The following is a 25198-nucleotide window of genomic DNA, read 5'->3' on the forward strand; positions in this document are numbered from 1 at the left end:
TCGCTCGTAACGACCTCGTCGATCCATCAAAGCGCCCCATACCACACCAACGAGCCCAACTACCGCAAGCAACGCACTAATTCATCGACGGCCCCTAAACGCCCTCTCAGAGGGCGTTAAGTCCGATCTTCCTCGGTTCGTGATCGCTCGATCGTGGTACTGATCGCCACGTCGGCCACCTGATGGTCATGTTCATGCTGAGATGCGAGCCATGGAGAGAAAGCCGTACCCCAGCGACTTATCGGACGAGCAATGGGCGTTGATCCAGCCGGTGATCACGGCGTGGAAGCAGGACCGGGTGGCACGGTCGGCGACCGGAGACCCCGGGGCCTGCGACCTGCGGGAAGTCGTGAACGCAATCTTCTACCAGAACCGAACGGGCTGCCAGTGGCGCTACCTGCCCCACGACTTGCCGGCCTGGTCAGCGGTGTTCTACTACTTCACGCTGTGGCGCCAGGACGGCCTCGACCAGCGCATCCAGGAACTCCTTCGCTGCCAGGTGCGGGAGAGAGCCCGGCGATTAGAGGACCCGCCCCTCGTGATCATTGACACCCAGTCCGTCCGCGCGGCCGCCGGTGTCCCGAAGACCACGACGGGGCTGGACGCCAACAAGAAGGTGTCGGGCCGCAAGCGGGGACTGGCCGTCGACGTGCTGGGGCTGATCATCGGCGTCGTCGTCATGGCCGCCTCCTCCCATGACAACGCGGCCGGCACCGCCCTGCTCGACCAGGCCGCCGAGCGGTGCGGCAACCGCCTGGAGAAGCCCTGGTGGACCAGGGCTTCAAGGACGAGGTCCTCATCCACGGCGCCCTACTGGACATCGACATCGGGGTCGTCCGCCGCAACCCCGCCGACCAGGGCAAAGGCTTCATTCCGCAGCCCAAGCGGTGGATCGTGGAGCAGGTCAACGGCACATTGATGCTGCACCGCCGCCTCGCCCGTGAGTACGACCACCGGCCCGACACCTCCGCCTCACGCGTCTACTGGGCCTCGATCGCGAACATGGCCCGCCGCCTCACCACACCGTCTCCGGCCTGGCGCGACACCCTCGAGCTGGCCGCGTGAACGTCACCGAGCTCCTGGCCGGCCTCCAGGCCCAGCACGACGAGACCACCGCCCGGGCCGGTGAACTACGCGACCAGATCGCGCACTTCACCGCCGCCCTCGCCGAGACCGAAGTCCGCCTCGCGGAACTCGCCACCACCCGGAAGGTCATCACCGAACTCGCACCAGCTGGAGGCGACCCCGATCCGCCCGAGACGAACACCGCCTACCAGGCCATCGTGAATACCTTCAACCAGCACCCCGACCAGGTGTTCCGAGCCCGTGACCTGCACGAACTCCTCGGCATGCCCACCGACGAGGCAGCCGTCAACATCACCCGCAGCCGCCTCGGACGCCTCACCCGTCAAGGCTTCCTCACCCAGCCCGGACGAGGCCGCTACCAGAAACGGACTTAACGCCCTCTCATCGTCGGTCTACAGTGCGCACTACGGACATCCGAGGCCGGCCGGCGCGACGCACACATGTGCAAGCTCAGCTGCGGATCGGGCTGGAGGTGTCGATGCGACGCGCCGCCAGGGGGCTCCGTTCACACCGTGCGGAAGGTCGACCCCCCTGTTCGCTGACGCCGGAGTTCACCCCTGGCCATCGCCTCGGGTGAATCACGGAGAGGGCTTGCTGACGGGGCACGCTGGGCCGATGCAGTGATCCTCGGCGCGGCTGGCGTGATCACGGGGCCGGAGCCGTCCTGGATAACCCAGTTCACCGGACCGAGCCTTCGACAGTCCGGGAAGCTGGTGATCGCGCTGCGGCACGAGGCTGCGGATGCGATCCACAAGGAGGTGGTCGATCCATGGAGGGGCGCCGGCCTCTACCCGCAGGGCGCCGAGCCGACGAGCGAGGCTGAGAAGGTCGAGCGGGAGGCGTAGGCGCTGTGGCTTCGATGCGGTAGCTCGGCAGGCAGCCGGACGAGTTTGACACCCAGCTTCCGCAGCGCTCAGTCACGCTCCAGCGACTCCTTCTGGGCCTCTCCCTCGGTATCCGGGCGACGAACGGCAACTGACCCCTCACCTGACCAACAGTCAGGAAAGTCAGCAGAAGGTCAGCATCGATCCGATTGAACCCTGACGCACAAGCCTCAACACGAGACTCGACGTGCCTCCTGTTCCAGGACAGCAGACCCTCGATCCCAAGCACAGGACAGGACACCGATCAAGGGTCCTGGCACGGCACCCGTTCATGGCAGAACAACCAACCCGACCATAGATTTCCCCAGGTCAGCGCACTCGTCCGCGCGGCTTCAGCGGGGTGGTGGGCAGTGACGGGGCGGGCAGGCGGGCGCCGTCGTAGCCCTGCACCTCGCCGAACCGCGAGCCCTCCTCCCAGTCTTTTCGCGCCTGTACGATCTCCTCGCCGGATCGGGCGATGAAGTTCCAGAACATCACGAGTTCCTCCTCGAACGGCTCGCCGCCCAGGAGCATCAGCCCGGCGTCGGAGACGGCGCGCAGCGGCAGTCCGGTGCGGCCACAGCCGAGGTAGAGCATCGAGCCTGGCAGCACGGGGACGCCGTCGACCTCGGCCTCCCCCGACATGGACAGGACCGCGTACTCGAAGTCGGGGTTCAGGGGCAGGCGGGCCTCGGCACCCCCGGTCAGGGCCACGTCGGCGCCCACGATCGGGGTGTACGCGGTGCCGGGCGAGACCGCCCCGTCCAGTTCGCCCAGGATGACGGTGGCGGCCAGGCCCTGGGCGGTGACGACGGGCAGGTCCGTGTGGTGCTGGAAGTGCGGTTCGACCATGCGGTGCTCGTCCGGGAGGGCCATCCAGAGCTGCGCTCCGTGCAGCAGCCGGGCGTGTTCCTTCGGGCTCTCCTCGGAGTGGCTGATGGCGCGGCCCGAGGTCATCAGGCCCAGCTCGCGGGGGCGTACCGTCTGCAGGCTGCCGAGGCTGTCCCGGTGGAGGACCTCCCCGTCGTGGAGCCAGCTGACGGTCTGGAGGCCCATGTGGGGATGCGGCGGGACCTGCATTCCGGGCTCGTCGGCGATGTCGTCGGGTCCGTAGTGGTCGACGAAGGCCCAGGCGCCCACCATGCGCCGGCCGAGGTTGGGCAGCAGGCGGCGGACCTCGGTGCTCTCGCCGAGCTGGACGCGGCGGGGGGCGAGAAGCTCACGGACGGGCTCGGCGACGACGAAGCCGCGCCCTCCGCAGACGGAGGGAGTGGCCTGGCGATCGAGATTGCTCATGGCGCTCAACCTATTCCCGCAGGGGTGTGGAGCACCGGGCCCCACGCCGAAATTTTAGTGGAATGTTCAACCATTGTGCGGTGTTGTCATGGCTGAACGTACGGCGGGACGGTCCTGCGGCGGCCCGCACCACACCAAGGAGGACACGTGAGCGAGACCGAGACCTACTACGAGTTCGGCACCGCCGCCGACCGGTGGGAGCGGGCGCAGATGTTCTTCGAGGCCAAGGAGTACCTGACGGCCGCGCGGATCCTCGGCGGACTCGTCGAGGAAGTGCCGGAGCAGGTCGCGCCTCGGCTGCTGCTGGCCCGCTCCTACTACCACTCCGCCCGGCTGGGCAAGGCGGAGGAGGAGCTGCGGGCCGTTCTGGAGCTCGACCCGGTGGAGAGCTACGCGCGCCTCATGCTGGGCCGGACGCTGGAGCGCCAGGGGCGGACCGCCGACGCGGCACCGCATCTGCGCCTGGCCGCCGCTCTCACCGGGGACTTCGGCCCCGGAGCCACGGGCTCCTGAGCCGTCGCCCCGCACCGCCTGTCGGGCTCGCACCCTTCGGTGCGGGCCCGGTCTCCTTTACCCGCCGATACGGGCACCGGAGAATGGGATCTCCAGGACGAAGGGGTGGGGAGATGCACGGATCAAGGAGTGCCGCATTACGCCGGGCACGGTCGGCCGCGGCCATCGGGCTGGCGGTGGCGGCCTCGGCCGGCTGCTCCGGCGGCGGCGATGACGGGAAAGGCGGGCAGGCGGCGGAGCGGGCCGCTCGCCCGCCGGGGGCCCACAGCTGGACCAGCAGCCCGTGCGATCTCCTCACGGGTGCGGCGCCCGCCGAGGGCTTCACTCTCGGCAGCACCACCGACTCCGCCTCCCCCGACGCCCGGGAGGACATCGGCGAGAACGGTGCGCGGCCGCTCTACCGCCGGACCGGCTGCCTCGCTGACCTGAAAGCCCCGGACGGCGCATTCTGGAAGCTCAGCACCACCGCCTCGGTGTACGAGGACACCCAGCCCGCCCGTCACGCGTACCGCGTCAAGCAGGATCTGGACCGTGCCCACGGGCGCGGGCCCGAGAAGGTGCACGACGCCGCCTACGCGATACCGGCCGACGACCAGGGCCGCCCGGGGCGCACCCTCCTCCTGTGGAACGGCGACCTCGTGGTCACGGTGTCCGCGTACGCGCCGCACGGGAGCACGGAACACGATGTGCAGAAGGACCTCGGGCGAATCGTCGAGAACGCGGCGCGCCGCACCGAGGACGGCCTGCGCGATCGCGACGGCTCTTCCCCCGCGCCCTGATGACCCCGCTGATGCCCCCCGGTAACCCCTGGTGCCCCCATGACGTGCCCCGGCGCTCCGGGTCAGGCGTCCGGACGGGCGTTCGCCACCCGGTCGAGCCACTCCTTCATCAGCGCCGCCTCGGCGGTGCTCAGACCCGCCCCGTGCTCCTGTCGCAACAGGGCACTCAACCGGGCCGCCGCCGTGGGGACTTCGGCGTCCGGCGGTGCGCTCGGCGATACGTCCGGCGTGAGCACCGCCGCGTACAGTGCGTCGCGCACGCGGCGGGACACCTCGATGTCGTCGAACGTCGCCGGGCGGGACACCAGCATCAGCGCCACCCCCACATTGGCCGACATGATCATCTGGGCGGCCAGCTCGGGCGCGACGCGTATCCGGCCCTGGGCCGCGGCCCGTTCGAGGTCCCCGGTCAGGATCCGGTGGGACTCCAGCGCCGCGGCGGGCGGCGTGCGCATCGCCGGCGAGTTCATCAGCCGGTAGAGATTGCGGTTGTCGAGGGCGAAGGCGACGTGGCTGTCCCACCCCCGGCGCAGATCCTCCACGGCGTCACTCGTCTCACCACGGCCCCTCTTCGTCGCCAGGTACTTCTCGAAGCCGTCGTCGACGACGGCCGACAGCAGTCCTTCCTTGTCGCCGAAATGGCGGTAGAGGGCCGGAGCCCCCACCTTCGCCGCCTCGCACACGGCGCGCGTGGAGATATCGCCGTCGGGCGAGTCCCTGACCAGAGTGGCGGCCACATCCAGGATGCGTGTCCGTGTACTTGTGCTCACCGGACGGACGCTATCAAGCGGCACGGCGGCGCTCAGACGATGCCGCCATTGGCCCGCAGCACCTGCCCGTTGACCCAGCGGGCCGGGCCGGCGAGGAAGGAGACCACCTCGGCTATGTCCTGCGGAGTCCCCAGTCGCTCCAGCGGCGGCTGGGCAGCCATCCGCGCGATGGTCTCCTCGTCCTTGCCGTCCAGGAACAGGTCGGTGGCGGTCGGCCCCGGCGCCACGGCGTTGACGGTGATGTCCCGGCCCCGCAGCTCGCGGGCGAGAATCAGGGTCATGGCCTCGACGGCGCCCTTGGTCGCGGCGTACGCGGCATAGCCGGGCAGGGCCAGCGACAGCACCGAGCTGGAGAAATTGATGATGGCCCCGCCCTCGCGCAACCGCCGCGCGGCCTGCTGGTCGACGACGAACGTGCCCCGGATGTTGGTGCGGTGCATCCGGTCGAGCGTGTCGAGTTCGAGCTCGGCCAGCGGGGCGAGCGCTATCACCCCCGCCGCGTGCACCACCACATCGATGCCGCCGAAGGCCGCCTCGGCGGCGCCGAAGAGTGCCGCGACGGCGACCTCGTCGGCCACGTCCGCCTGCTGGGCGACAGCCTCGCCGCCCGCCGCGGTGATGGCGGCGACGGCGGCCTCCGCTTCGGTCCGGTTGCCCGCGTAGTTGACGACGACTGCGAAACCGTCGGCGGCGAGCCGCTCCGCGCTCTCGCGGCCGATACCCCGGGACCCCCCGGTGACCACCGCCACCCGGCGATGGGCGTCACCGGAACGCGCGGACTGCGCGGTGGACGTCGAAGCGGACGCGGATGTCGACATGGATGCGGATGTCGACGCGGATGCGTGCGTCGACGCGGATGCGGAGTGTTCGGTCACGGCCCGTTCGGACATGGCAGTGCTCCTGGCGACTGAGGCCGCGGTGGTCCCGCGAAGCCCGTTGAATCAACGCTAACACCATGACGTTAACATCGCTACCCCAGGGACATAGCATCGATAATAAGCATCGCTACCCTTCTTTCGCCCTGCCCGCACACGACAGAACCCGCCGGGGCGTACCCGGCGGGCCCTGTCGCATGCGCGCATGCGCGCATGCGTGCGTGCCTGCGTGCCTGCGTATGTACGTACGCGCTGCCCCGCGTCAGTTCACCGCACTGGCGGTGCGGGGCAGCGCGGCAGGGGCGGCGGGCGTCAGAAGCCGTTCGGTGAGATGTCCGAAGACGATGCCGAAAACGCTCCACAACGTCGCCTGGACCGCGAGCGTCGAAAGCCGGAACTCCCACAGCAGACCGGCCGGGAAGTCCTTGCCCACCTCGTCGAAGGAGGGCAGGAACGCGTAGGCGAGACCGATCAGCAGGACGAAACCGGCGACGGCCGCGATGGTCGCGTTCCAGTTCCCCAGGCCAGGGGCGAGCCGTCTGCCGATGATGACAGCGGCTATGGCCAGCAGCACACTGAGGGCGACCATCAGGAAGAACAGGGCGGTGCGCTTGCCGAGAGTGTCGGGATTGCCGACAGCGGGCGGGTTCGCCGGGTACTTCAGGAACGGCACGACATAGACCGTGAGCAGGGCCGCGCCCGCGATCAGCGCCGCCGTGGCCCGGGGGCCGAAGTCGCCGATGCGGCCCAGTGCGTAGCAGAACACGAGTGCCGCGATCCCGCCCACGGCGACGCCGAAGACCAGGACGCCGGTGGCGAGGCCGCCTGTCGCCTGCGTTGCGCGGCCGACCAACTCCTCGCCGCCGCCGTGGTCGTGACTGTGGGCCGCTTCGAGGGCGATGGCCGCGTCCACCTGGGGCTCACCGAGGAAATAGGCGACAGCGAGCGCGAGTGCGCCCGCGATCAGGCCCGCGAGCATGCCGCGCACGAGCAGAGCTCTGACAGATATGGAGTTCACGATGGTTTCCTGACTTCTCTTGCTTCCCGTGTCCGCTGATTCCCTGGTTCCTCAGGCGTCTCAGTGGCAGGGGAAGCCGAGCAGGTGACGGCCGTCGTGAACCCATTCGTGGACGCCTTCGCCCGCGATGAGCGCGGTGGCACCCTGTTCAGCGCCGACGAAGTACAGCAGGACGAGCATGAGAATGCCGAAGAAGACCGCCCACGGGGCAATGGCCTTCGCCGAGATCGGAGTGATCGCGGATGCACCGGTTGCGGGAACGACGGACTGTGCCATGACAGTACCTCCTGTGGGAACACGCGTCCCTGTCGTGGTGCCTGAACGAAGGTGCCGGGTCTGACTTCCCCGCACGGATGCGGGTTCACAGTGGCGCGACCGTGCCGGATTCTCACCGGACTTCCGTCACACCCTCGTCATGGTCGACGTGACCATACCGCTTGTACGCAGGCACCGCCATGGTCCAATCTTCGGAGCCCCGGAGCACAAATCACTTGCGGCGGCAGGGCTTTGGTGCGCACGGCGAAGGAGAGAGAGCAGGGACATGACAGTACGGGTGATGTTGATCTCACCGGCGATGAACGCGGCGCTGAGGGAGGCCCGCTTCGACGGCGACGCTCCCCTGGACCCCTCCGGCCGGGAGCGCGCGCGGGCGGCGGCCGGTGCGGTGCCGGGAGCCGGGCCGGCGCTGAGCGGCCCCTCCGAGCGGTGCCGCGAAACCACCGCGGCGCTGGGCCTGGCGGCACAGCCCGAACCGGCTCCGGCCGGCTGGGACCTGGCGCGCTGGTCCGGCCGCCGCCTCGACGACGTGGCCGCCGCCGAACCGGCGCAGGTGACCGCCTGGCTCGACGACCCCTCGGCGGCTCCGCACGGCGGGGAGTCGCTGCGCGACCTGGTCAGGCGGATCGGGGGATGGCTGGACTCCCTCGGCGGACCGGACGCACCCGGTACGAGCTTCTTGGCGGTGACCGAGACCGCCGTCGTCCGGGCGGCGGTCGTCCATGGTCTGCGGCTGCCGGCAAAAGCGTTCTGGCGACTGGACGTCGCCCCGCTGACACTGACCGAACTCAGCGGGCGGTCGGGCCGGTGGAACGTGGCGCTGGGCCGCCCCCTGACCACTCCCCCGGCCGGATGAACGCCACGATGTGCCGCCGTCCCGACCGGACGACCGTCACCGCACCTCGCTCCCCCGGCCGACCGAACGTCACCGCGCGCCGCTGTCCCGCCAGTCGGGCCGGACCAGGACAGCCGTGGCGACGATGCCGTCCTCGATCCGCCACCGCCCGTGAAGCGTCGTCGGCAGCGCCGGGTCGGTGAGCAGCAGACGGGCGGCGAAGGCGCCCTCGGCGGCGGTACGGTCCGGAGACCCGCCGCCACCGCCCCGGCGGTCCGACCAGTCCGTACCGCCCATACCGCCCGTACCGCCCGTACCGCCCGAGCGACGGAACGTCAGATCGGCCTGGACGAAGTCGAGTTCGATACCGGTGACCGGGTACCAGGTTTTGAAAACGCTCTCCTTGGCGCTGAACAGGACCCGGTCCCAGTGGATTTCGCCCGCGCCTTCCTCCACCGGCGGACCGATTCGCTCGCGTTCGGCGGGCAGGGTCACCAACTCCCTTACGCCGGTGGGGAGAGGGGCATGCGGCTCCGCGTCGATGCCCAGCGACAGCACGTCCGTCGCGCGGGCCAGCGCGGCCGCCCGGTACCCGGCGCAGTGGGTGAGGCTGCCGACGATTCCCTCGGGCCACAGCGGCCTTCCCCGGTGTCCGTGGAGCACGGCCACGGGCGGCAGGCCGAGTCCGGCCATGGCGCGCCGGGCGCAGGCGCGGGCCGTCGCGAAGTCGTTCCTGCGTTTGGCCACGCTCTTGGCGACGAGTACCTCCTCCTCCGGGAAGAGAGTTCCGTCCGGGACGCTCTCCGCGCGGGTAGCCGCGCAGGAGACGTCGGCGGGCAGCAGCCGCTCGATCACGAGGAGCCTCCGGGGGTGGGCCGCTGGGCGGTCGGTTCGGCGTCGGTCCGGGCCGGCGGGGCGGGTTCGCCCTCGTACGGGAGGATCTGCCGCAGCAGTCCGCGCGGGTGCCCCCTCTCACGCCACTCCCTGGGGTAGCCGATGGAGACCTCCTCGAAGCGCACCCCGTCGTACCAGGTCGTACGGGGGATATGGAGGTGGCCGTAGACGACGGCGGTGACGTTGAAGCGGCGGTGCCAGTCGGCGGTCAGTTCGGTGCCGCACCACTGCGCGAACTCCGGGTACCACATCACCGACGTGGGTTCCCGGACGAGCGGCCAGTGCCCGGCGAGAACGAGGGGTATCTCGGGGTCGTGCTCCGCGAGCCGGCGGCCGGTCGTGGCGACCCGGGCACGGCACCAGTCGTCCCGGGTCGGATAGGGGTCCGGGTGCAGAAGGTATTCGTCGTTGCAGACGATGCCGGCCTCGTGCGCGACAGCGAGTGACTCCTTCTTCGTGTGCGTTCCCGGGGCGCGGAAGGTGTAGTCGTACAGGAGGAAGAGCGGCGCGATCGCCACCGGTCCTTCCGGGCCCGGCCAGAGCGGGAAGGGGTCCTCCGGAGTCGTCACTCCGAGGTCCCGGCACAGCTCGACGAGGTGGTCGTAGCGGGCCTGGCCGCGCAGTTGGACCGGGTCCTTGTTCAGCGTCCACAGCTCGTGGTTGCCGGGGGTCCAGATCACCCGGGCGAAGCGTTCCGCGAGGAGTCCGAGCGCCCACCGGATGTCCTCGGGCCGCTCCGCCACATCACCCGCGACGATCAGCCAGTCCGCGTCGGACGTCGGGTGCAGGGACTCCACCAGGGGCCGGTTGTCGCTCACCGCCGCGTGCAGGTCACTCACCGCCAGCAGGCGGCCCGCGCCCTGCTGTCGGAGCCCGTCACCGGGGGTGGGAACGGCGGCGGGGGCACCGTGCGGTGCGGGTTCGCTCGGAGGAGTCATGGGTGCTGATTCCCGATCTGTCGGCAGTGGTCCGGCTCCGTCCGCACGGTGGGGAGCCGCTGGGAACGTAGCCTCTCACGCTCCCCTCGCGGTTCCCCCGGGGTTTCGGGCGGCGGGCACGTCGGCCGGGGGTGGGGCGCGGCGCCGCCCGTTCCTGTTCCGGGACCGCCGTGAGGAGAGCCCCGGCGGCGCGGTCCGCCCGGTCCTCGGTGCGCGGCGGCGCGGGCAGCTCGGGGGCCCGGCCCTCCTTGAGGGCGTCGAGCGCGGTGGCGGGGCCGGCGGTGAACCAGCGCCCCGGGCCCCGGGCCGGTGCGCGAGCAGGTCGCGGGTGACGGGTGAGATCTCCGGATCGACGGGCGCCTCGCCGCAGAGTCGGCCGTGGGCCGACTCCTCGTCCAGCACCGCCCGGTGGAAGCCGGGCGAGGCGACCCTGAACCGGATCTTCGCAGTCAGGGCGGCCGTGAACCGGATGCTCGCGGTCAGGGCGACCGCCGTCACGCACCGGGCGGCCGACGGTGGACGAGCACCGGCACGGGACGGCCGGACCGGCACGGAGATGCGGAGCCCGCACGGGCCTGGGCGGGTTGGGCGCTCACCTGCCCAGGCCATGCGGGATATCAGCTTTTATGAATGAATAGTGGGATGTAAGGAGCTGAGGAGTCCACTGTGCACTCCGTTCACCTGGCCGTACTGATGACGAGTCACGACCGCCGTGCGCGGACGCTGTCCGCGCTGCGTGCCCTGGAGGCGCAGCGCGGGCTCCCCGCCGGGACGACGCTCGGCGTGCATCTCGTGGACACCGGCAGCACCGACGGTACGCCGGAGGCGGTCCGGCTGCGGCATCCGGCGGTGGAGGTCATGTCGGTGGGCGCGGACGTCCCCCGCAACCAGGCACTGCGCCTCGCGAGCCGCAACAGCCGCAGCGGCGGCGGGGGCGGCGGCCCGCTCGGCGTGACACCGGGCGGACCGAGTCATTCATGGACGCATCAGCTGTGGCTCGACGACGGGGTCGAACTCTTCCCGGACGCCCTGGTGACGCTGTTGCGCACGGCGGACGCGGCCGGGTCCCCCGCGGTCGTCGTCGGCGCGGTGCGGAACGCGTACGGGGACACGGTGTACTCCGGGCGGCGGGGCAGGTCCCTGGTCCTCGTCGAGCCCGGCGAGCACCGGCCCGAGCCCTGCGACACGTACGACGGACGGGTGGTCCTGCTGTCCCGTGCCGTGTACGACCTCGTCGGGGACCCCGACAAGCTCTTCCGGCACCGGATGGGCGACTACGACCACGGCTGCCGCGCGCGGCGGGCCGGCGCGACTTCTCTCGTCGCCCCGGGGCACGTCGGCGAGTGCGTGGACGGACCGGTCGCTCCCGGCTCCCGGGAGCCGGGGATCGGTGTCCGGGAGGCCCTGCGCCGGGTGGCCTCCGGGCGGGAGCTGCCGCCCCGCCAGTGGTGGGTGTACTGCCTGCGGCACACCTGGCCGTGGGCGCCGTATCTGATGGTCTCCCCGTACGCGCGCACCGCGGCCCGTGCCACCCTCGGCCGGCTGCGAGGGTGATGGGGGGTGATCACGGGCCGGGCGGCGTCAGCTCCGCTCGGCGGCGACCGCGGCGGCGGATCGACCGGTGGGCGGGGGCGGCACGGTGGGGTGCCCCGCGGCGGTCCTGGCCGGGCCGGCGGAAGCGCCCTTCCCGGGAGCGGGGCCCCCACCGCCCGGCGCGGAGGCCGTCGAGGGGATGGCGGCTCCGGTGGTGTGCGCCTGCGTACGCCGGGCGGCGGTACGGGGCGGGGCCGTGCGGGGCGGCGCGTACGCCGGAATTCTCAGCAGGGCGAACACGGCGGCCACCGTCCCGGCCAGCGGCAGGAGGAGGAGCGCGGGGTGCAGCAGCTCCGCGTACACCAGCGTCCCGGTCGTCACGGGCACGCCCGCCCAGAGGGCCAGGAGGACCGCCGTGCCCGGTACGGTGACGCGGACCCGGCGCAGGCGGTGCGCGATGTGGTCGTCCGTGTCGCGCAGCAGGGAACGCGCGGCGCGGCGACGGGAGATCAGGACCAGGGCGGTGTCGGCGAGGGCCACCGTCGCCAGGGCCGGCAGCGCGGCCCACGCGGCACGGCCCGACGGGGCGGCCGTCTGGATCAGCGCACCGGAGGCGGCCAGCGCGAATCCGGTGAACTGCGCACCGGACGCGCCGAGCCGAAGGCGGGCGGGGTGCCAGTTGTGGAGCAGGAAGGCGGCGAGACCCGCCGCCAGAGTGGTGGGAAGCAGGGCGAGGGCGGTGCTGCCGTCGACGGCGGCGGACGCGAGCAGCCCGGCGGCGGTGACCAGGCCGACGGCGGTCAACAGCCCGTCGGCGTGGTCGAGCAGGGCGAACGCGTTGGTGACGAGGACGATCCAGAGCACGGCCAGGACGCTCGCCGCCGGTGACAGTCCGGCGAGGCAGACGACGAGGACCGCGGCGGCCGTCTGCACGGCGAGGCGGAGGGCTCCCCACAGCGGCTTCAGGTCGTGGACGAGACCGAGGGCGGCCACGGTCCCGGCCCCGGCGAGCAGCCCCGCGACGGAGCCCGCCGAGTCGTCCGCCGCGCCGAGCCACAGAGCCCCGCCCGCCGCCGCGCCGACGCCGAGCACGACCGCCGGGCCGCCGAGCACGACCGCCGGGCCGCCGGGCCTGCGCAGCGCTCCGGCCCGTGGCGCACGCCCGGCCGGTTCGTCCGGGACGTGGGAGTGGAGCGCCGCGCGGCGGGCGCCCTTGGCGAGTGCGACCGTGATGAACAGCGCGGCCACACCGGAGGCGATGATCCCCAGCACGTTCACCTGCCCTGCCTTTCCTCGTTCATGACCCGCGGCGCGGGACGCCGGGCGGCCGGTGGAACGGCGGCAGCCCGGTCCCGGCCGGTGACGGGTCGGGGGACACAGGACGCCACCCGGGTGGCGTTTCTCCCCAACCTACGGGCCGATGCCCCCATTCACCCTAAATAACACGAAAAGGGCGACGTATTGTTCTGCCGCCGGGCTGCGGGAGGACCCGCACCGACCGGTCGGCACCGCTCAAAGCGTCTTGGTGCGAGTCGAGTTGACGACCGGCGCGGACGGACGGGCCGTCAGCCGGCGACATGCCGGTAGGCGTTGCGCTCGGCTGCGGCGTGCCACCAGCGGGGCGGAGGCGGACCGGTGATCACGGCGGTGGGCTGATCCGGGTGCAGGCCCAGGCCGCGCAGCGCGTCCGTGTGCATCCGGACGACGTACCAACCGCGCCGGCGACCGTCCGCGCCGGCCCCGCAGAGAAGATCGCAGTGGATCCGGTCCGGGGCGAAGGGCATCCAGTCGGTGCCTCGGTCACGCAGTCAGGCGCGGAGGGCTGCCGGGGGGCGCGGGCAGCCCGGCAGGTTCTCGTACGACGCGACGGTCACCCACTCGGCGCTCGCGTTGCCGTCCGTGCCGTCCGTCTTCTCCGCGCGCATGGCGTCGAGCGTAGCGTCACCCCGCGGCGCGGGCGTCCCTGCCGTCCACGAAGGTGCCGACGATCTCGATGTCCCCGATCCGGGAGGGGTCCACGCGGTGCGGGTCGTCGCCCAGCACCACCAGGTCGGCGCGCGTCCCCGGCGAGAGGGCGCCCGCCGTGTTCTCCCAGCGGCAGGCGTAGGCGCCGGCGACCGTGTAGGCCCGCAGCGCCTCGTCGACGGTGACCGCCTCGTCCGCGCCGATGAGGCGGCCCGACGCGGAGGCGCGTTCGACCATGAACTGGATCGCCCGCAGCGGCGAGCCGTCCGTGACGGGGCGGTCCGAGCTGCCGACGAGGGTGACCCCGTGGTCCAGGAATCCCCGGCCCCGGTACATCCAGCCGGCCCGGCCCGCCCCCATGACCGTCGCGTAGTCGTCGCCGAAGGAGTGCAGGAAGGTGGGCTGGACCACCGCGCTCACGCCGAGTCCGGCGAGACGGGGCAGCTGGTCGGGGCGGATCAGCCCGGCGTGCTCGATGCGGTGGCGCGCGTCCGGGCGGGGCCGTAGCTTCTGGGCCCGCTCCAGGGCGTCCAGGGCGAGGTCGGCCGCCCGGTCGCCGATGGCGTGGACGGCGAGCTGCCAGCCCGCGAGGTGACCGTCGACGATGAGGCCGGCGAGGCGGTCGGGGTCGTCCTGGAAGCGGCCGACGTTGTCCGTCGTGCCCTCGTACGGGGAGGTGAGCGCCGCCGTGCGTGCCATCATGCCGCCGTCGGTGTAGATCTTGAGCGCGCCCAGGGACAGCCAGTCGTCGCCGAAACCGGTGCGCAGGCCGAGGTCCAGGGCCTGGGTGAAGCCGTCGTCGGCGTGCGCCGCCCGGGGGCGCAGGGTGTCACCGGACGCCATGAGCTGGACCCGCAGGGGCAGTCGGCCACGGTCCCGGAGCAGTTGGTAGGCGCCCAGTTCGACCGGGCTGTGGCCGAGGAGTCCGCCGCCGATCCCCGCCTCGGCGCAGGCCGTGATCCCCTCGTCGAGGCAGGCGCGGGCGGCGAGCTCGATCGCGTCGGCCAGCTCTTCCTGGGAGTAGGGCAGCCGCAGTCGGCGGGCGGTGGTCATGGCGCTCTCGGCGAGGAACCCGTCCTCGTGCGGCGTCCCGTCCGGCAGCAGCTCCAGTACGGCGGTGTTGACGACGCAGGCGTGCCCGGAGTCGTGCATCAGGAAGACCTTGCGGCCGTGGCTGACCCGGTCCAGTTCGGCGGCGGTCAGCCGGCGGCCCAGGGCCCGCTGATCGTACCCGGCGACGTCCACCCAGGCTCCGGCAGGAGCAGGCCGCCGGGCGGCCGCGTCCACGACGGCGAGGATGCCCTCGACCCGCTCGCACGGGGCGATGCTCGGCGTTACGGCCTTCAACCCGGCCCAGGCCAGGTGGACATGACTGTCGATGAAACCGGGCAGCACGGTGGCGCCGCCCAGGTCGACGACCTCACGGGCGGGCAGGGAGGTCACAGCCTCGTCCACCCCGACGACCCGCCCCCGCCAGATGCCCAGGTCGTGGGCGACGGGGTGGTGCGGGTCCATCGTGAGGATGTGCGCGTTCGTCAGCCGCGTACAGAGCATGGGCAGTCCGTCCGTCGGAGGTCAGGGGGCGTGGCCGGCGCGGGAGTTCCCGGAGCCGTACGAGGGTGGGGCATCGCCGCTGGATGCTCCCGCCGGGCCGTCCGCCGGAATGTACTGCCAAGGGCGCGGCGCGCACCATCGGGCCATCCGGACGGGCTCCGGGCAGGGGCCGCCTCCAACTCCCTTCGCGTTGCCGGGACTCCACCGGCGGCCGCCCAGGCCGGGCACTCAACTGGGATGGTCTCCCAGCACCGTTGTGTTATTAGGTAAGGCTTGCTTTACTGATGCGCCGGTTGATCGCTCTTCCAAGGAGGCACCTCCATGCGGGTCGTCATGTTCGGTTACCAGACCTGGGGGCACCGCACCCTGCAAGCGCTCCTGGACTCCGAGCACGACGTGGTGACGGTGGTGACACACCCGAGGAGCGAACACGCCTACGAGAAGATCTGGAGCGATTCGGTCGCCGACCTCGCGGAGAAGCACGGGGTCCCCGTGATCATCCGCAACCGGCCGGACGACGAGCTCTTCGAGCTTCTCCAGGAGGCTTCCCCGGACATCATCGTGGCGAACAACTGGCGTACGTGGATACCGCCGCGGATCTACAACCTGCCGCGGCACGGCACGCTCAACATCCACGACTCGCTGCTGCCCGCCTACGCGGGTTTCTCGCCGCTGATCTGGGCGCTCATCAACGGCGAGCCGGAAGTGGGCGTCACGGCCCACATGATGGACGAGGAGCTGGACGCCGGAGACATCGTCGTCCAGCGCACGGTGGCCGTGGGACCGACGGACACCGCCACCGATCTGTTCCACCGGACGGTCGACCTAATCGCGCCGGTCACGGTCGAGGCCCTCGGACTCATCGCTTCCGGGCAGACCGAGTTCACCCGGCAGGACCGGTCGAAGGCCAGCTTCTTCCACAAGCGGGCCGAAGAGGACATCCGCATCGACTGGAACTGGCCGGCCGAGGACCTGGAGCGCCTGGTCCGCGCCCAGTCCGCCCCGTACCCGGCCGCCTTCACGTTCCACCGGGGGCAGCGCCTCGAGGTCGTCTCCGCCGTCGTGTCCCAGGGCCGCTACGGCGGCACCCCGGGCCGCGTCTTCTACCGCGAGGGCGACGGCGTCGTGATCGTCGCCGGAGCCGACGCCCGCACGGGCCGCAACCACGGTCTGGCGATCACCCGCGTACGGACCGAAGACGGCAGCGAGCTGCCCGCGACCGAGTACTTCACCTCGATGGGCGGCTATCTCACCGGCCGCCCCTGACGATCGGGACCCTACCCATGCGTACCGCACGTGCCCGGCACTACCTCATGTGCCGGCCCACCTACTTCGACGTGGTCTACTCCATCAACCCGTGGATGGACCCGACGAAACCTGTCGACACTCCGCTGGCCATCGCCCAGTGGGATCGGCTGCGCGAGGTCTACCTGAACCTCGGGCACACCGTCGACACGATCGACCCCGTACCCGGCCTGCCCGACATGGTCTTCGCGGCCAACGGCGCCACGGTCGTCGACGGGCGGGCCCTCGTGGCCCGGTTCCGCGACGCCGAGCGGACCGCCGAGGGCCCCGCGTACCACGACTGGCTGCGGGACAACGGCTTTCCGGACCTGCGCACGGCCGCGTTCGTCAACGAAGGGGAGGGCGACTATCTCCTGGCGGGCGACTGGCTGCTGGCGGGCACCGGGTTCCGCAGCGACCCGCGCTCCCACGACGAGGCACAGGAGTACTTCGGACGGCCGGTGATCGGGCTGACCCTCGTCGATCCCGACTACTACCACCTGGACACCGCCCTGACCGTGCTCGACGAGAAGACGGTCGCCTACTACCCCGGGGCCTTCTCCCCCGGCAGCCTGGCCGTTCTGGAGCGGCTGTTCCCCGACGCCCTCCTCGCCTCCCCCGACGACGCCGAGGTGTTCGGGCTCAACGCGACGTCGGACGGCTACAACGTGGTGCTGCCGCAGAACGCGACGGGCCTGGCCGGACAGCTGCGCGAGCGCGGCTTCAACCCGGTCGGCGTGGACCTCTCGGAACTCCTCAAGGCGGGCGGCAGCGTGAAGTGCTGCACCCTGGAGCTGCGCCGGGACGCCTGAGCGGACGGCCTCCCCGCGGAAACCCCGTGGGGAGGCCGCCGAGGCGTCGGTACCGTGGGCGCATGACCACCGAGCCGAGGACCTTCCCTCCCCGCCCCCTGCGCGCCGTCAAAGCCATGTACGTCCGCCAGGCCGGCTGCCCGTCCTCCTTCGCCCTGGCGGTGGCGGACTTCGAACCCCGGGAGGAGGGCGTGGAGTTCGAGTCGGCGGGCACGGGCACGGTGCCGGGCTGGTCGGCCGCCGAGGTGTCCGAACTGCACGAGGCCTTCGGCTGCGGCGTCCGCGAGGAACTGGGCGAACTGGCGGCCCTGCGTCCCGGCACCACGGTGGCCGTCGCGGTGATCCTGCGGACCATCGAGGTGCACGAAGTGGACTCCCACCCCTGGGCGTTCCACCATGCGGGGCGGATCGCCGTCCGCAACGCGCTGACGGAGGCATACGGTCCGCCGCCGCGTGCCCGGCATAAGCGGCCCTGAAGCCGGGACCTCGCTGTGGGCCTCCAGGCCATCGCCCGTCGGCCCCATCGTCTCCCTCGCGGCGCCGGTCCGCCCGCGGGCGAGCGCCGTCGTCGGCTGGAGACCGCGGGCCGAGCGGAAGCCTACGAGCATGCGCGGCCCCGGGCTTCGACGTCGTGGCCAACCGGCCAACGCAGTTGGCCACGACGTCGGTTACGGGAGTGGCGGCCCTGCCGGACCGGCGGGCGCCGCCTCCTCCACAGGGTGCGTCGGCGGTGTGAAGGGACCCCAGGTGAAAGCGGGCAGCCACGGGGCCGGCGAGGTACTCCAGGACATCTCGCCGATCTGCCGGAGGGTACGCCGGCCGGTCAGCGCGCGGAAGATGTCCGGGCTCTCGCCGCGTAACGTGACGGCCGGTTCGCCCTCCCCGGCTGTCCACACCCGGTCGGGCGTATGAACGCGCAACGCCGGCAGGCCGTGCCCGCTCAGCGACATGGTGAAGCCCGTGACGGCGAGATCCAGCGCGTCGGGGAGGGCGGGGTGACGGTCGGGCGGGGGTATGCCGAGGGCGGCACGGAGATCGAGCTCGTGCGAGAACACGTCCAGCGGGAGGATGCGGCGGCGCAGCCAGTCGGCGCGTGACAGCACCCGCGGCAGCTCCTCCTCCAGTTCGGCCCAGGTGACGAGGAGTTCAGCCAAAGGGATACCCGGAGGCGGGGGCGGCGGCTCACTGATCTCACCCGGCTCCTCGCCCACGGCCATCCGGCAGACCTGGACGAGGTGTCCGACGAGATCACGCACGCTCCAGCCGGGACACGCCGGCACGGAGAGGTCCGCGACCGAGGGTCCCGAGGTGACGAGTCGGGTGATGTTCTCCCGACAGGCGCGGTAGGTGAGGTGGTGAACAGCATCCGGTAACGGCTCAGCGGCCTTGTCGGTCATACCGCAGACTACTCGCGCTCAGTGGGTCCTGTCGGCCATACGGCAGACTCCTCCAGGGGCGATGTTCACTGATCGGCCGCCCCGGGCCCCGGGCCCCGGGTGCGACGCCGGTCACAACCCGGTCCTCCTCGTTCCGTTTCGCGCCGGGAACCGGTGGTGTCGGGCGAAGTGACCGAGGTAGGCGGCTCGTGGTGACCTGACATTCGGGTCCGGCCCCCTGCGTCGCCCCTTCCCGGGTGGGGTAGCGTCACTCGCCCTGGACGATCCCGCCCCGGTAGCCGTCGGCCACGATCCGCCGGGCTGCGTGCTCGTAGTACTCGTCGTCCTCGGGCAGCTCGGTGGCGAGGCAGTTGACGTAACGGTTGTACATGCAGAACGCCGCGGCGATCAGAACCGTGTCGTGCAGGTCCGTGTCGTCCACGCCCTCGGCGCGGGCCGACGCGATCGTCCTGTCGGAAACCGGGCGCGCGGCGCTCTGGACCTCGGCCGCCACGCTCAGCAACGCACGCAGCCGGCCGCTGACCGGTGCGGTGCCGGGGTCGGCCAGGACGGCCCGGACCAGCTCCTGTCCTCCCGCCAACTGCGCGGCGGCGAAGGCCCCGTGCGAGGAGGAGCAGAACTCGGTGCCGTTGAGCCGCGAGACGTACGCCGCTATCAGCTCGCGCTCTCCCGGTTCGAGCGAGGACGGCGCCCTCAGCAGAGCGTTCGCGAGGTCGCCCAGCGGTCCGCCGGTGTCGGGACGGTGGGCCATCAGGCCGCTGATTCCGGGGAGGTCGTTGTTCAGTGCGATATGGGGCACAGCTCTTCCTCCAGGAGAAGAAGGGGCAGACAGGCGGTCGGCGAGGACGAAGTGACCGCGGGACGACGGGGCGGCCTCGTGATGCCAGGAAGCTAATGAACCCGTCCGGTTGATGGCAACCACCCCCGGAGTACGAGAGTTGCCCGTGTCGCGGCCGGACCGACGGCCGACCGCGAGGACACGACGATCCGTCCTGCCCGCGATCAAGCCGCTGAGCAGCGGCGTCTGTTCGGCAACAGCCGGGACGGCCCGCGCCGCGCACACCGCGGGCGCGCGGCCGAGCGGTTCGGCCGGCGCGGGCAGCTGCGAAACGGCCCTCAAGAAGAGCACGGATGAAGAAGCCCTCCCCCTCGCCGGCTTGATGTAATGAGCCGCCACCGTTCCCCGACCGTGGAGGTTCAGGCATGGCCATCAGCACGGGAGCCTTACCGCACACGCTGCGGGGCGGGCTCGACTCGATCAACGGCCGTCACCATCAACTCGGCCTGCGTATCTTCGTGTTCATCGTCGTCGCACACTGGGCGGAGCACCTGGTCCAGGCGTACCAGATCTACGTCCTGGGCTGGCCGATCCCGGAGGCGCGCGGCGTGCTCGGGATTCCGTTCCCGTGGCTCGTCACTTCGGAATGGATGCACTACGGCTACGCCCTGGTGATGATGGTCGGCCTGTTCCTCCTGCGGCCGGGCTTCACCGGCCGCTCGGGCACCTGGTGGAAGGTGTCGCTCGGCATTCAGGTGTGGCACCACCTGGAGCACCTGCTGCTCCTGGTCCAGGTACTCGCGGGCGCGCACCTGCTGGGCAAGGCCGTTCCGACGAGCCTGATTCAGCTGATCATGCCCCGGGTGGAACTGCACCTCTTCTACAACACCCTGGTGACGGTCCCCATGGTGGTGGCGATGTATCTGCACACGCGCGCGGACCGGCCGGACAACGCCGCCGCGCGGTGCGCCTGCGCGCCGAGGGCCTGAACACGTGGCCACGAGCGGGAGCAGGCCCTCCGGGTTCGTGTCCCTGCTGCTCCTGGTGGTCGGAGTGCTGCTGTTCTGGGTGACGGTGCCGAATCTCGCCACCGCCGCCAGGGCCGCCACGGCGGACGGGCCGCGGGGCACCTTCACCGCCGCCCGTCTCGTGTGCGTGGGGCACTCCGGGCACACCACGTGCGAGTGGTCGGGAACGTTCCGGTCCGACGACGGCACCGTGGAGCTCGGGGGCGTCAAGCTGTACGGGAGCGGCAGGGACACGTTCGAGGCCGGACAGACGGCGCCGGCCGTGGACGTGGGCAACGCGGGGCGGGTCTATGACCCGACCGGATCGCGTGCGTGGATCATCACGGTTCTGCTGGTGGTGCTCGCCTACGTCCTGCTCGCGGCCGTGGCCCGCCGGCACCTGTTGCCTCCCGCCATTCTCCCGTCTCCTCCCTCTCCTCGGAAACGAAGGATGACCCCATGACGGTCTGCGACAGGTCCGCTCCACCCTCCTTCCTTGACGGAGCCGTCCTTCCCTTCGACTGTGGTACGTCTCCAGGAGCCGCCGTAAGGGGCATACCGTAGCCGACGCAGTGGAAGCTCCGGTCGACCGTCAAGCCGATCGGCTGAATCCTTAGCATGCGTGTTCAATGAGGCCGAGGTGACGCACCCGGACGGGGGCCTGCATGAGGCTCAGCCACCACCAACGGAACCGGATGTCCAGAAAACCGCGCCTGGACTGTAGGCACGGCCAAAACCGGCAGGCAGTTTCCAGCTCACGTCACTCGAAACCGACACCCCCCACTTGTTCGAACGACGGCTCTCCTTGAATTACCGGAACAGGAAGTTCCTCATGCAGCGCAGCCCAGAGAAAATCACCAAAGGACATCGCGAAGAGAACCCATCCCCCCATGTCCACAGCGACCCGCCATTGTGTGTTCTCCTCGTCGGGAGGAACGAGAAGAACATGGTTTCCCGAGATCGACCTGGCAACCGCAATACAGCCACCCTTTTCCGGATAAACAGAGTACGGATACGAATCGGGATCACTTCGCGCCAGCTCTCCGTAAGAATAGGCCGCCTGATCCCAAAGCGATCCAAGACGCAGACCGTGATCCCCCCTCTCCCCCCGTGGGTGAAAAAGGTAGATCTGATCATTGATGCAACCCGGGCCATAGGCGGAGACGAAATCCTTATAGTCGTCAGGAAGAGTCATTCCGATCGCTCTTTCAACTACCTCCCAGTCTGCGACCGCATCGCTGTTGACTTGGGGTTCTCCAAGAATTTCATGGAACCGAGAGTTTTCCACCTGATGACCTTTGCGAGCAGGAGTATCCACCGACAGCACGATTATAGACCGTACAGTTCAGAGCGTAGCCCTTGTTGCCGACCGCGTACATTCTAATTTCTGTAGGAATTGCCGGATCGGTGCCCATGTACACGGGTAGCACCCCCAGCGAGATAGCCTCACCTGACTTTACAGCATTGGTCACATCATCCTCCAGCCCCCTCATGTGCGGGGAGTTGGCGGGAGTTTGATATCCCGCTACAAAGTTGCGCAACGTGCCGTTTTCGCCACCCATTTGATTGCCGATCAAATGAAGTGCTGCCCTGTTTCCAACGGGCAGTCGATCGAACCCCGCCGGCTTCCATTTCGGGTCCAATCGCCACGGCCGGAGATCGTACTGATCGATATGGGCAACTGCACCCGTCGCCCGACAATCATCCACACCCTTACCAAACCGAGTCATGGGCGCGTAATAAAAGGCGGGGTCGCTCGAAGGGAAATCCCTTGAGCACCTATTACGCGTGCGCTTTGCATGCTGGTCCGCCCCTGACAGCCCGTGGCCAAGGTCAGGATCGACACTCTCCCCCGGAAACATGTCGCTGAGCAAGCCGAGGCTTGATGCGTCTTCGGGCGTCAACGGCTGCTGACTACTTGCCAGAGCGAGCATACGGTCGGCACTGACGACCAGCGCCACGGGAGCTCCCGGCCGCCAGACCGCGTTCTTCGGGTTCCAGTCCGGCTTGGGTGCCGGCCGAGTTGGTGCGGGCTTGGCGTTGGGTCCGCGATTGGGGTTCTGCGGAGGGCGTGGGGCAGGCGGGCGGGTGGTTACGGTTCCTTGGGGCGATCTGTTCGTGGTCCCGGTGCGGGAAGAGCAGTTGTATGTGCAGCGGCCTCCGTTGCCCGGACGCGTGGTGTTGGCAACCGGCCTGGTGCGTACCGGGCCCTGTGCGGTGGGCCTTACCGGTCGGCTGGTGGGCTTGGAGGGTCTGGCCGGACGGGCTCGGCCGGCGCCGCACCGACTGCTGTTGCAGAGGTCCGCGCGAGGGTCACGGTAGGGGGTCTTGGCGCGTCTTGTCTTGGACTTCGACTTGGACTTGGGCCGTGTGGCGCTGCTGCCGCCTCCGCCGCCCCTGGACCCGCCGCTGCGGAGGAAGACGCTTCCGCCGCCGCAGGCGCACGCCCGGTTGTGGCCGGTGGGGTCGGTTCCATTGACAGGGTCTGAATTGGCGTATACATGGCGGTTGGCCTGGGCTGCCGGGCTGGCGTCGAGCAGCCAGGTGTCCCGGGAGGTGAAGGCTCCGCTCCCCGGCTGGTACCAGCGAGCCGCCATGTTGACGTCCCCGCTGTCGGGGTCGGTCCAGCCGGACTGGTATCCGAGGGCCGGGGTCGTTCCGTTGGTGGCTGTCTTCTGACCGAAGGGATCGTAGGTGGTGGAACTCGTGACCGTTGTGCCGTCCGCGGAGAGGCCGGCTACCAGGTCTGTGTGCCGGTCGGTGATGGAGAACTGTGGTGTGCCGCCCTGGCTGCTGGCGAGAAGCGCACCGTCGGGAGTTCGGGCGTAGTGGGATGTGCCGTCACTGATCAGTTGGTTGGAGCCGCCGTCGTAGTTGAATGACGTGGTGCCGCTGGTGGTGGTGCGGTCGAGTGAGTCGTAGGCGTAGCTGGTCGCTCCGTCGGTGATCTTCCGCTCGAACGCGTCGAAGGCGAGGGTGCGGGTGCCTCCCGTGGTTGCGGAGACGGAGGCCAGGGTGGAGCGAGCGGTGTACGCGTACGTGGAGGCGTCGTCCGTCAGTAGACGGTTGCGTGCGTCATAGGCCGCATTGCGGGTCCCAGCCTTGATGCGGTTCCCGGCTTCGTCCCACTCGTAGGCTGTGGTCGTGGAACCGTTGGTCCAGGAGGAGAGGCGCCCTGCGTCGTCGTAGGCGTAGGAGTGTGTTCCCGCTCCTGCCACCCCGGTGGTGGTCTTGCTGGTCAGCCGATCGTCGAGGTCATAGCCGTAGCTGAGGGAAGTGACCGTCTCTCCGGTGTCGGTCGCGGTCACCGCGTCGCTGGTCTGGCGACCCAGGCTGTCGTACTCGTAGGTGCGTTTGGCTCCGACCTGCCAGGCTCCGTCGGCGAGTGGTTCGGCGTACTGTGCCAGCCGCGGTCGCCCGGCTTCGTCGAAATCGACCCAGGTCTGACGCCCGGTGAGGGAGTCGCTGGTCCAGTCCAAACGGCCGACTGCGTCGTAGCCGAAGGAGGTCTGAACGTCCTGGTGCCACCGACTGGTCATGCTTCCGTCGCCGTCGTACTCGTAGCTCACCTCGCCGCCAGGGCCCTTGGTCGACAGGAGCAGGCCGCGATCGTTGTAGGCGTAGGTGTTCTTCTCCAGCAGGCTCGCTGTTCCCGCGGAAACGAGTCGGCCCGCTGGGTCGTAGCCGAGGGTACGGGTGACAGTAGCGGCTTCGGCTCCTGTGCCGGTCTCCTGTACCAGTCGGCCCATGCCGTCATAGACACGGTCTCTGCGGACTCCGCCCGGCAGCAGGTCTGTGGTGGCCTGGCCGGCCTTGTCGTAGATGGTGGTCCAGGTGCGGTCGCCCTCCGATGGGTGGGCGGCGGTGGCCGGCTCAACGGTCGATTCGGGCAGGCCCCACGAGCTGTGGGTGTAGAGCGTGATGTTGCCTCTGCCATCGGTGAGGCGGGTGCGGTTGCCGGTCGCGTCGTACCCGAAAGAGAGAGTTGTTGACTCTGTCGCGGTGGTCTTCTCGGTTTGCCCGGTGATGCGGCCGAGTGCGTTGAAGGTGCGCTCGGTGTAAGCCCCTTCCGGGGAGCTCGTTGTCGTGTTGTTGCCGTCGAGGTCGAACGTCGCAGCCCATGACCTCAAGGGTGTAGTGCCCTTGCCGTAGTCGACGATCGCGGTCACGTTGTCCATGGCGTCGTAGGTCGTCCGTGACGTGCGGCCGGTGGCGTCGGTGGTTTCGGTCGGCCGCCCCAGACGGTCGTAGGCGAAACGAGTGGTTCCGTAGGCGTCGCTGAAGGTCTCGGTGTCTCCGGCGGCGTTGTAGGTGGCGGTGGTCGTGTGACCGACGGCTGTGGTGTGGGTGGTCTGGTTGCCGGCGTCGTCCCATGTGTACCGGCTGGTGAGGTTCTGAAGTGCCGGGTACCGCTCGATGGCCGTGGTGGTGAGCTCGCGGCCGAGTTCGTCATATGTTGCCTCGGTCCTGGCACCGGTCGGGTCGGTGACCGACAGTTGGAGGCCGGTCGGTGTCCAGACGTACCGGGTCGTGCCACCGTTTGTGCCCAGGCCTGTGGGCTCTCCCAGGGTGACGGGCGGGTTAAGGGAAGGCGCCATTGCCGGGGGATCGGTCCGGCTGACGAGGTTGTCTGAGCTTGCTCCGCTTTGACGGACACCATTGGTGTGGTGGTCAGGCTGCGAGTACGGTCTCGTACTCGGCGGGGCTGAGGTAGCCGAGGCTGCT

At 70.2% G+C, this 25198-nt stretch carries 25 protein-coding genes, 1 pseudogene and 1 riboswitch; of the genes and pseudogenes, 12 read left to right on the forward strand and 14 right to left on the reverse strand.

Annotated elements, in window-relative coordinates; genetic code table 11:
• Positions 1-211: 211 nt before the first annotated feature.
• From ACGF2Y_RS35310 to ACGF2Y_RS35320, 3 genes and pseudogenes are all read left to right on the forward strand, one after another.
• Positions 212-1065 (forward strand): annotated as a pseudogene (locus tag ACGF2Y_RS35310) (IS5 family transposase).
• Positions 1062-1460 carry a hypothetical protein gene (locus ACGF2Y_RS35315; RefSeq protein WP_392955864.1) on the forward strand — a complete coding sequence of 133 codons (399 nt, stop codon included), beginning with the start codon at positions 1062-1064 and terminating at the stop codon, positions 1458-1460. The pseudogene ACGF2Y_RS35310 and the gene ACGF2Y_RS35315 overlap by 4 nt, the downstream one beginning before the upstream one ends.
• A 267-nt stretch (positions 1461-1727) precedes the next feature.
• Positions 1728-1931, forward strand: a complete 204-nt coding sequence (locus ACGF2Y_RS35320; RefSeq protein WP_392955912.1) for a hypothetical protein — start codon at positions 1728-1730, stop codon at positions 1929-1931.
• Positions 1932-2279: 348 nt separating this feature from the next.
• Here the strand turns inward: ACGF2Y_RS35320 and ACGF2Y_RS35325 are convergent, their stop codons facing one another.
• A complete protein-coding gene (locus ACGF2Y_RS35325; RefSeq protein ID WP_392955866.1) occupies positions 2280-3245 on the reverse strand; it encodes a pirin family protein in 966 nt (321 codons plus the stop codon).
• Between the two features lie 147 nt (positions 3246-3392).
• Between ACGF2Y_RS35325 and ACGF2Y_RS35330 the strand changes: the two genes are divergently transcribed.
• Complete coding sequence (locus tag ACGF2Y_RS35330; protein WP_392955868.1) at positions 3393-3758, forward strand: tetratricopeptide repeat protein; 366 nt, start codon at positions 3393-3395, stop codon at positions 3756-3758.
• A gap of 113 nt (positions 3759-3871) precedes the next feature.
• Positions 3872-4537 (forward strand): hypothetical protein, encoded by a 666-nt coding sequence (locus tag ACGF2Y_RS35335; protein ID WP_392955870.1) that lies wholly within the window; start codon positions 3872-3874, stop codon positions 4535-4537.
• 62 nt (positions 4538-4599) lie between these two features.
• Here ACGF2Y_RS35335 and ACGF2Y_RS35340 read toward each other — a convergent pair whose 3' ends face one another.
• The 4 genes from ACGF2Y_RS35340 to ACGF2Y_RS35355 all read right to left on the reverse strand — a co-directional run bounded on the left by ACGF2Y_RS35340 (position 4600) and on the right by ACGF2Y_RS35355 (position 7476).
• Positions 4600-5307, reverse strand: coding sequence for a TetR/AcrR family transcriptional regulator (locus ACGF2Y_RS35340; RefSeq protein ID WP_392955872.1), 708 nt, complete (start codon positions 5305-5307; stop codon positions 4600-4602).
• A 32-nt stretch (positions 5308-5339) separates the two neighbouring features.
• A complete protein-coding gene (locus tag ACGF2Y_RS35345) occupies positions 5340-6125 on the reverse strand; it encodes an SDR family oxidoreductase (RefSeq protein WP_392955874.1) in 786 nt (261 codons plus the stop codon).
• Between the two features lie 319 nt (positions 6126-6444).
• The gene (locus ACGF2Y_RS35350) at positions 6445-7200 is read right to left on the reverse strand and encodes a CbtA family protein (protein ID WP_392955876.1); all 756 of its coding nucleotides are present in this window, start codon (positions 7198-7200) and stop codon (positions 6445-6447) included.
• Positions 7201-7260: 60 nt separating this feature from the next.
• Entirely contained in the window at positions 7261-7476 is a 216-nt protein-coding gene (locus ACGF2Y_RS35355) for a CbtB-domain containing protein (RefSeq protein ID WP_392955878.1), read from the reverse strand.
• 58 nt (positions 7477-7534) lie between these two features.
• A riboswitch (cobalamin riboswitch) is annotated at positions 7535-7601 on the reverse strand.
• Positions 7602-7741: 140 nt separating this feature from the next.
• Between ACGF2Y_RS35355 and ACGF2Y_RS35360 the strand changes: the two genes are divergently transcribed.
• Complete coding sequence (locus ACGF2Y_RS35360) at positions 7742-8332, forward strand: histidine phosphatase family protein (RefSeq protein WP_392955880.1); 591 nt, start codon at positions 7742-7744, stop codon at positions 8330-8332.
• A 69-nt stretch (positions 8333-8401) separates the two neighbouring features.
• Here ACGF2Y_RS35360 and ACGF2Y_RS35365 read toward each other — a convergent pair whose 3' ends face one another.
• Both ACGF2Y_RS35365 and ACGF2Y_RS35370 read right to left on the reverse strand, forming a co-directional pair.
• Positions 8402-9166 (reverse strand): 4'-phosphopantetheinyl transferase, encoded by a 765-nt coding sequence (locus ACGF2Y_RS35365; RefSeq protein WP_392955882.1) that lies wholly within the window; start codon positions 9164-9166, stop codon positions 8402-8404.
• Positions 9163-10143: a metallophosphoesterase family protein gene (locus ACGF2Y_RS35370; protein ID WP_392955884.1), complete on the reverse strand. Its 981-nt coding sequence runs from the start codon at positions 10141-10143 to the stop codon at positions 9163-9165. The genes ACGF2Y_RS35365 and ACGF2Y_RS35370 overlap by 4 nt, the downstream gene beginning before the upstream one ends.
• Positions 10144-10809: 666 nt before the next feature.
• Between ACGF2Y_RS35370 and ACGF2Y_RS35375 the strand changes: the two genes are divergently transcribed.
• The gene (locus tag ACGF2Y_RS35375) at positions 10810-11697 is read left to right on the forward strand and encodes a glycosyltransferase family 2 protein (RefSeq protein WP_392955886.1); all 888 of its coding nucleotides are present in this window, start codon (positions 10810-10812) and stop codon (positions 11695-11697) included.
• A gap of 27 nt (positions 11698-11724) precedes the next feature.
• Here ACGF2Y_RS35375 and ACGF2Y_RS35380 read toward each other — a convergent pair whose 3' ends face one another.
• From ACGF2Y_RS35380 to ACGF2Y_RS35390, 3 genes are all read right to left on the reverse strand, one after another.
• Positions 11725-12954, reverse strand: coding sequence for an MraY family glycosyltransferase (locus ACGF2Y_RS35380; protein ID WP_392955888.1), 1230 nt, complete (start codon positions 12952-12954; stop codon positions 11725-11727).
• 287 nt (positions 12955-13241) lie between these two features.
• Positions 13242-13460, reverse strand: coding sequence for a hypothetical protein (locus tag ACGF2Y_RS35385; RefSeq protein WP_392955890.1), 219 nt, complete (start codon positions 13458-13460; stop codon positions 13242-13244).
• Positions 13461-13617: 157 nt separating this feature from the next.
• Positions 13618-15195 carry an amidohydrolase gene (locus tag ACGF2Y_RS35390; RefSeq protein ID WP_392955892.1) on the reverse strand — a complete coding sequence of 526 codons (1578 nt, stop codon included), beginning with the start codon at positions 15193-15195 and terminating at the stop codon, positions 13618-13620.
• A 321-nt stretch (positions 15196-15516) separates the two neighbouring features.
• On the opposite strand from ACGF2Y_RS35390, the gene ACGF2Y_RS35395 reads away from it, so the two are divergent.
• The 3 genes from ACGF2Y_RS35395 to ACGF2Y_RS35405 all read left to right on the forward strand — a co-directional run bounded on the left by ACGF2Y_RS35395 (position 15517) and on the right by ACGF2Y_RS35405 (position 17767).
• Positions 15517-16461, forward strand: a complete 945-nt coding sequence (locus ACGF2Y_RS35395; RefSeq protein WP_392955894.1) for a methionyl-tRNA formyltransferase — start codon at positions 15517-15519, stop codon at positions 16459-16461.
• A 17-nt stretch (positions 16462-16478) separates the two neighbouring features.
• Positions 16479-17291 carry a dimethylargininase gene (gene ddaH / locus ACGF2Y_RS35400; RefSeq protein ID WP_392955896.1) on the forward strand — a complete coding sequence of 271 codons (813 nt, stop codon included), beginning with the start codon at positions 16479-16481 and terminating at the stop codon, positions 17289-17291.
• A gap of 62 nt (positions 17292-17353) precedes the next feature.
• Positions 17354-17767, forward strand: coding sequence for a hypothetical protein (locus ACGF2Y_RS35405; RefSeq protein WP_392955898.1), 414 nt, complete (start codon positions 17354-17356; stop codon positions 17765-17767).
• Positions 17768-17959: 192 nt separating this feature from the next.
• Here the strand turns inward: ACGF2Y_RS35405 and ACGF2Y_RS35410 are convergent, their stop codons facing one another.
• Positions 17960-18688, reverse strand: coding sequence for a maleylpyruvate isomerase family mycothiol-dependent enzyme (locus ACGF2Y_RS35410; RefSeq protein ID WP_392955900.1), 729 nt, complete (start codon positions 18686-18688; stop codon positions 17960-17962).
• Positions 18689-18935: 247 nt separating this feature from the next.
• Positions 18936-19487 carry a carboxymuconolactone decarboxylase family protein gene (locus ACGF2Y_RS35415; RefSeq protein WP_392955902.1) on the reverse strand — a complete coding sequence of 184 codons (552 nt, stop codon included), beginning with the start codon at positions 19485-19487 and terminating at the stop codon, positions 18936-18938.
• Positions 19488-19891: 404 nt separating this feature from the next.
• Between ACGF2Y_RS35415 and ACGF2Y_RS35420 the strand changes: the two genes are divergently transcribed.
• Both ACGF2Y_RS35420 and ACGF2Y_RS35425 read left to right on the forward strand, forming a co-directional pair.
• Positions 19892-20455, forward strand: coding sequence for a hypothetical protein (locus ACGF2Y_RS35420; protein WP_392955904.1), 564 nt, complete (start codon positions 19892-19894; stop codon positions 20453-20455).
• Between the two features lie 4 nt (positions 20456-20459).
• Positions 20460-20936 carry a hypothetical protein gene (locus ACGF2Y_RS35425; RefSeq protein ID WP_392955906.1) on the forward strand — a complete coding sequence of 159 codons (477 nt, stop codon included), beginning with the start codon at positions 20460-20462 and terminating at the stop codon, positions 20934-20936.
• Positions 20937-21233: 297 nt separating this feature from the next.
• Here the strand turns inward: ACGF2Y_RS35425 and ACGF2Y_RS35430 are convergent, their stop codons facing one another.
• Both ACGF2Y_RS35430 and ACGF2Y_RS35435 read right to left on the reverse strand, forming a co-directional pair.
• A complete protein-coding gene (locus tag ACGF2Y_RS35430) occupies positions 21234-21800 on the reverse strand; it encodes an SMI1/KNR4 family protein (protein WP_392955908.1) in 567 nt (188 codons plus the stop codon).
• Positions 21739-25071, reverse strand: a complete 3333-nt coding sequence (locus ACGF2Y_RS35435) for an RHS repeat-associated core domain-containing protein (protein ID WP_392955910.1) — start codon at positions 25069-25071, stop codon at positions 21739-21741. The genes ACGF2Y_RS35430 and ACGF2Y_RS35435 overlap by 62 nt, the downstream gene beginning before the upstream one ends.
• Positions 25072-25198: the final 127 nt, after the last annotated feature.

It is taken from the genome of Streptomyces sp. NPDC048142, assembly GCF_043202835.1.
Taxonomy (GTDB): Bacteria; Actinomycetota; Actinomycetes; order Streptomycetales; family Streptomycetaceae; genus Streptomyces.

Excerpts from the sequence above, each read along its gene's own strand:
- ACGF2Y_RS35325 (WP_392955866.1), bottom strand. The coding sequence starts at position 3,245 with ATGAGCAATCTCGATCGCCAGGCCACTCCCTCCGTCTGCGGAGGGCGC.
- ACGF2Y_RS35335 (WP_392955870.1), top strand. The coding sequence starts at position 3,872 with ATGCACGGATCAAGGAGTGCCGCATTACGCCGGGCACGGTCGGCCGCG.
- ACGF2Y_RS35345 (WP_392955874.1), bottom strand. The coding sequence starts at position 6,125 with ATGTCGACATCCGCGTCCGCTTCGACGTCCACCGCGCAGTCCGCGCGT.
- ACGF2Y_RS35355 (WP_392955878.1), bottom strand. The coding sequence starts at position 7,476 with ATGGCACAGTCCGTCGTTCCCGCAACCGGTGCATCCGCGATCACTCCG.
- ACGF2Y_RS35360 (WP_392955880.1), top strand. The coding sequence starts at position 7,742 with ATGACAGTACGGGTGATGTTGATCTCACCGGCGATGAACGCGGCGCTG.
- ACGF2Y_RS35370 (WP_392955884.1), bottom strand. The coding sequence starts at position 10,143 with ATGACTCCTCCGAGCGAACCCGCACCGCACGGTGCCCCCGCCGCCGTT.
- ACGF2Y_RS35385 (WP_392955890.1), bottom strand. The coding sequence starts at position 13,460 with ATGCCCTTCGCCCCGGACCGGATCCACTGCGATCTTCTCTGCGGGGCC.
- ACGF2Y_RS35390 (WP_392955892.1), bottom strand. The coding sequence starts at position 15,195 with ATGCTCTGTACGCGGCTGACGAACGCGCACATCCTCACGATGGACCCG.
- ACGF2Y_RS35395 (WP_392955894.1), top strand. The coding sequence starts at position 15,517 with ATGCGGGTCGTCATGTTCGGTTACCAGACCTGGGGGCACCGCACCCTG.
- ddaH (WP_392955896.1), top strand. The coding sequence starts at position 16,479 with ATGCGTACCGCACGTGCCCGGCACTACCTCATGTGCCGGCCCACCTAC.
- ACGF2Y_RS35405 (WP_392955898.1), top strand. The coding sequence starts at position 17,354 with ATGACCACCGAGCCGAGGACCTTCCCTCCCCGCCCCCTGCGCGCCGTC.
- ACGF2Y_RS35410 (WP_392955900.1), bottom strand. The coding sequence starts at position 18,688 with ATGACCGACAAGGCCGCTGAGCCGTTACCGGATGCTGTTCACCACCTC.
- ACGF2Y_RS35420 (WP_392955904.1), top strand. The coding sequence starts at position 19,892 with ATGGCCATCAGCACGGGAGCCTTACCGCACACGCTGCGGGGCGGGCTC.
- ACGF2Y_RS35435 (WP_392955910.1), bottom strand. The coding sequence starts at position 25,071 with ATGGCGCCTTCCCTTAACCCGCCCGTCACCCTGGGAGAGCCCACAGGC.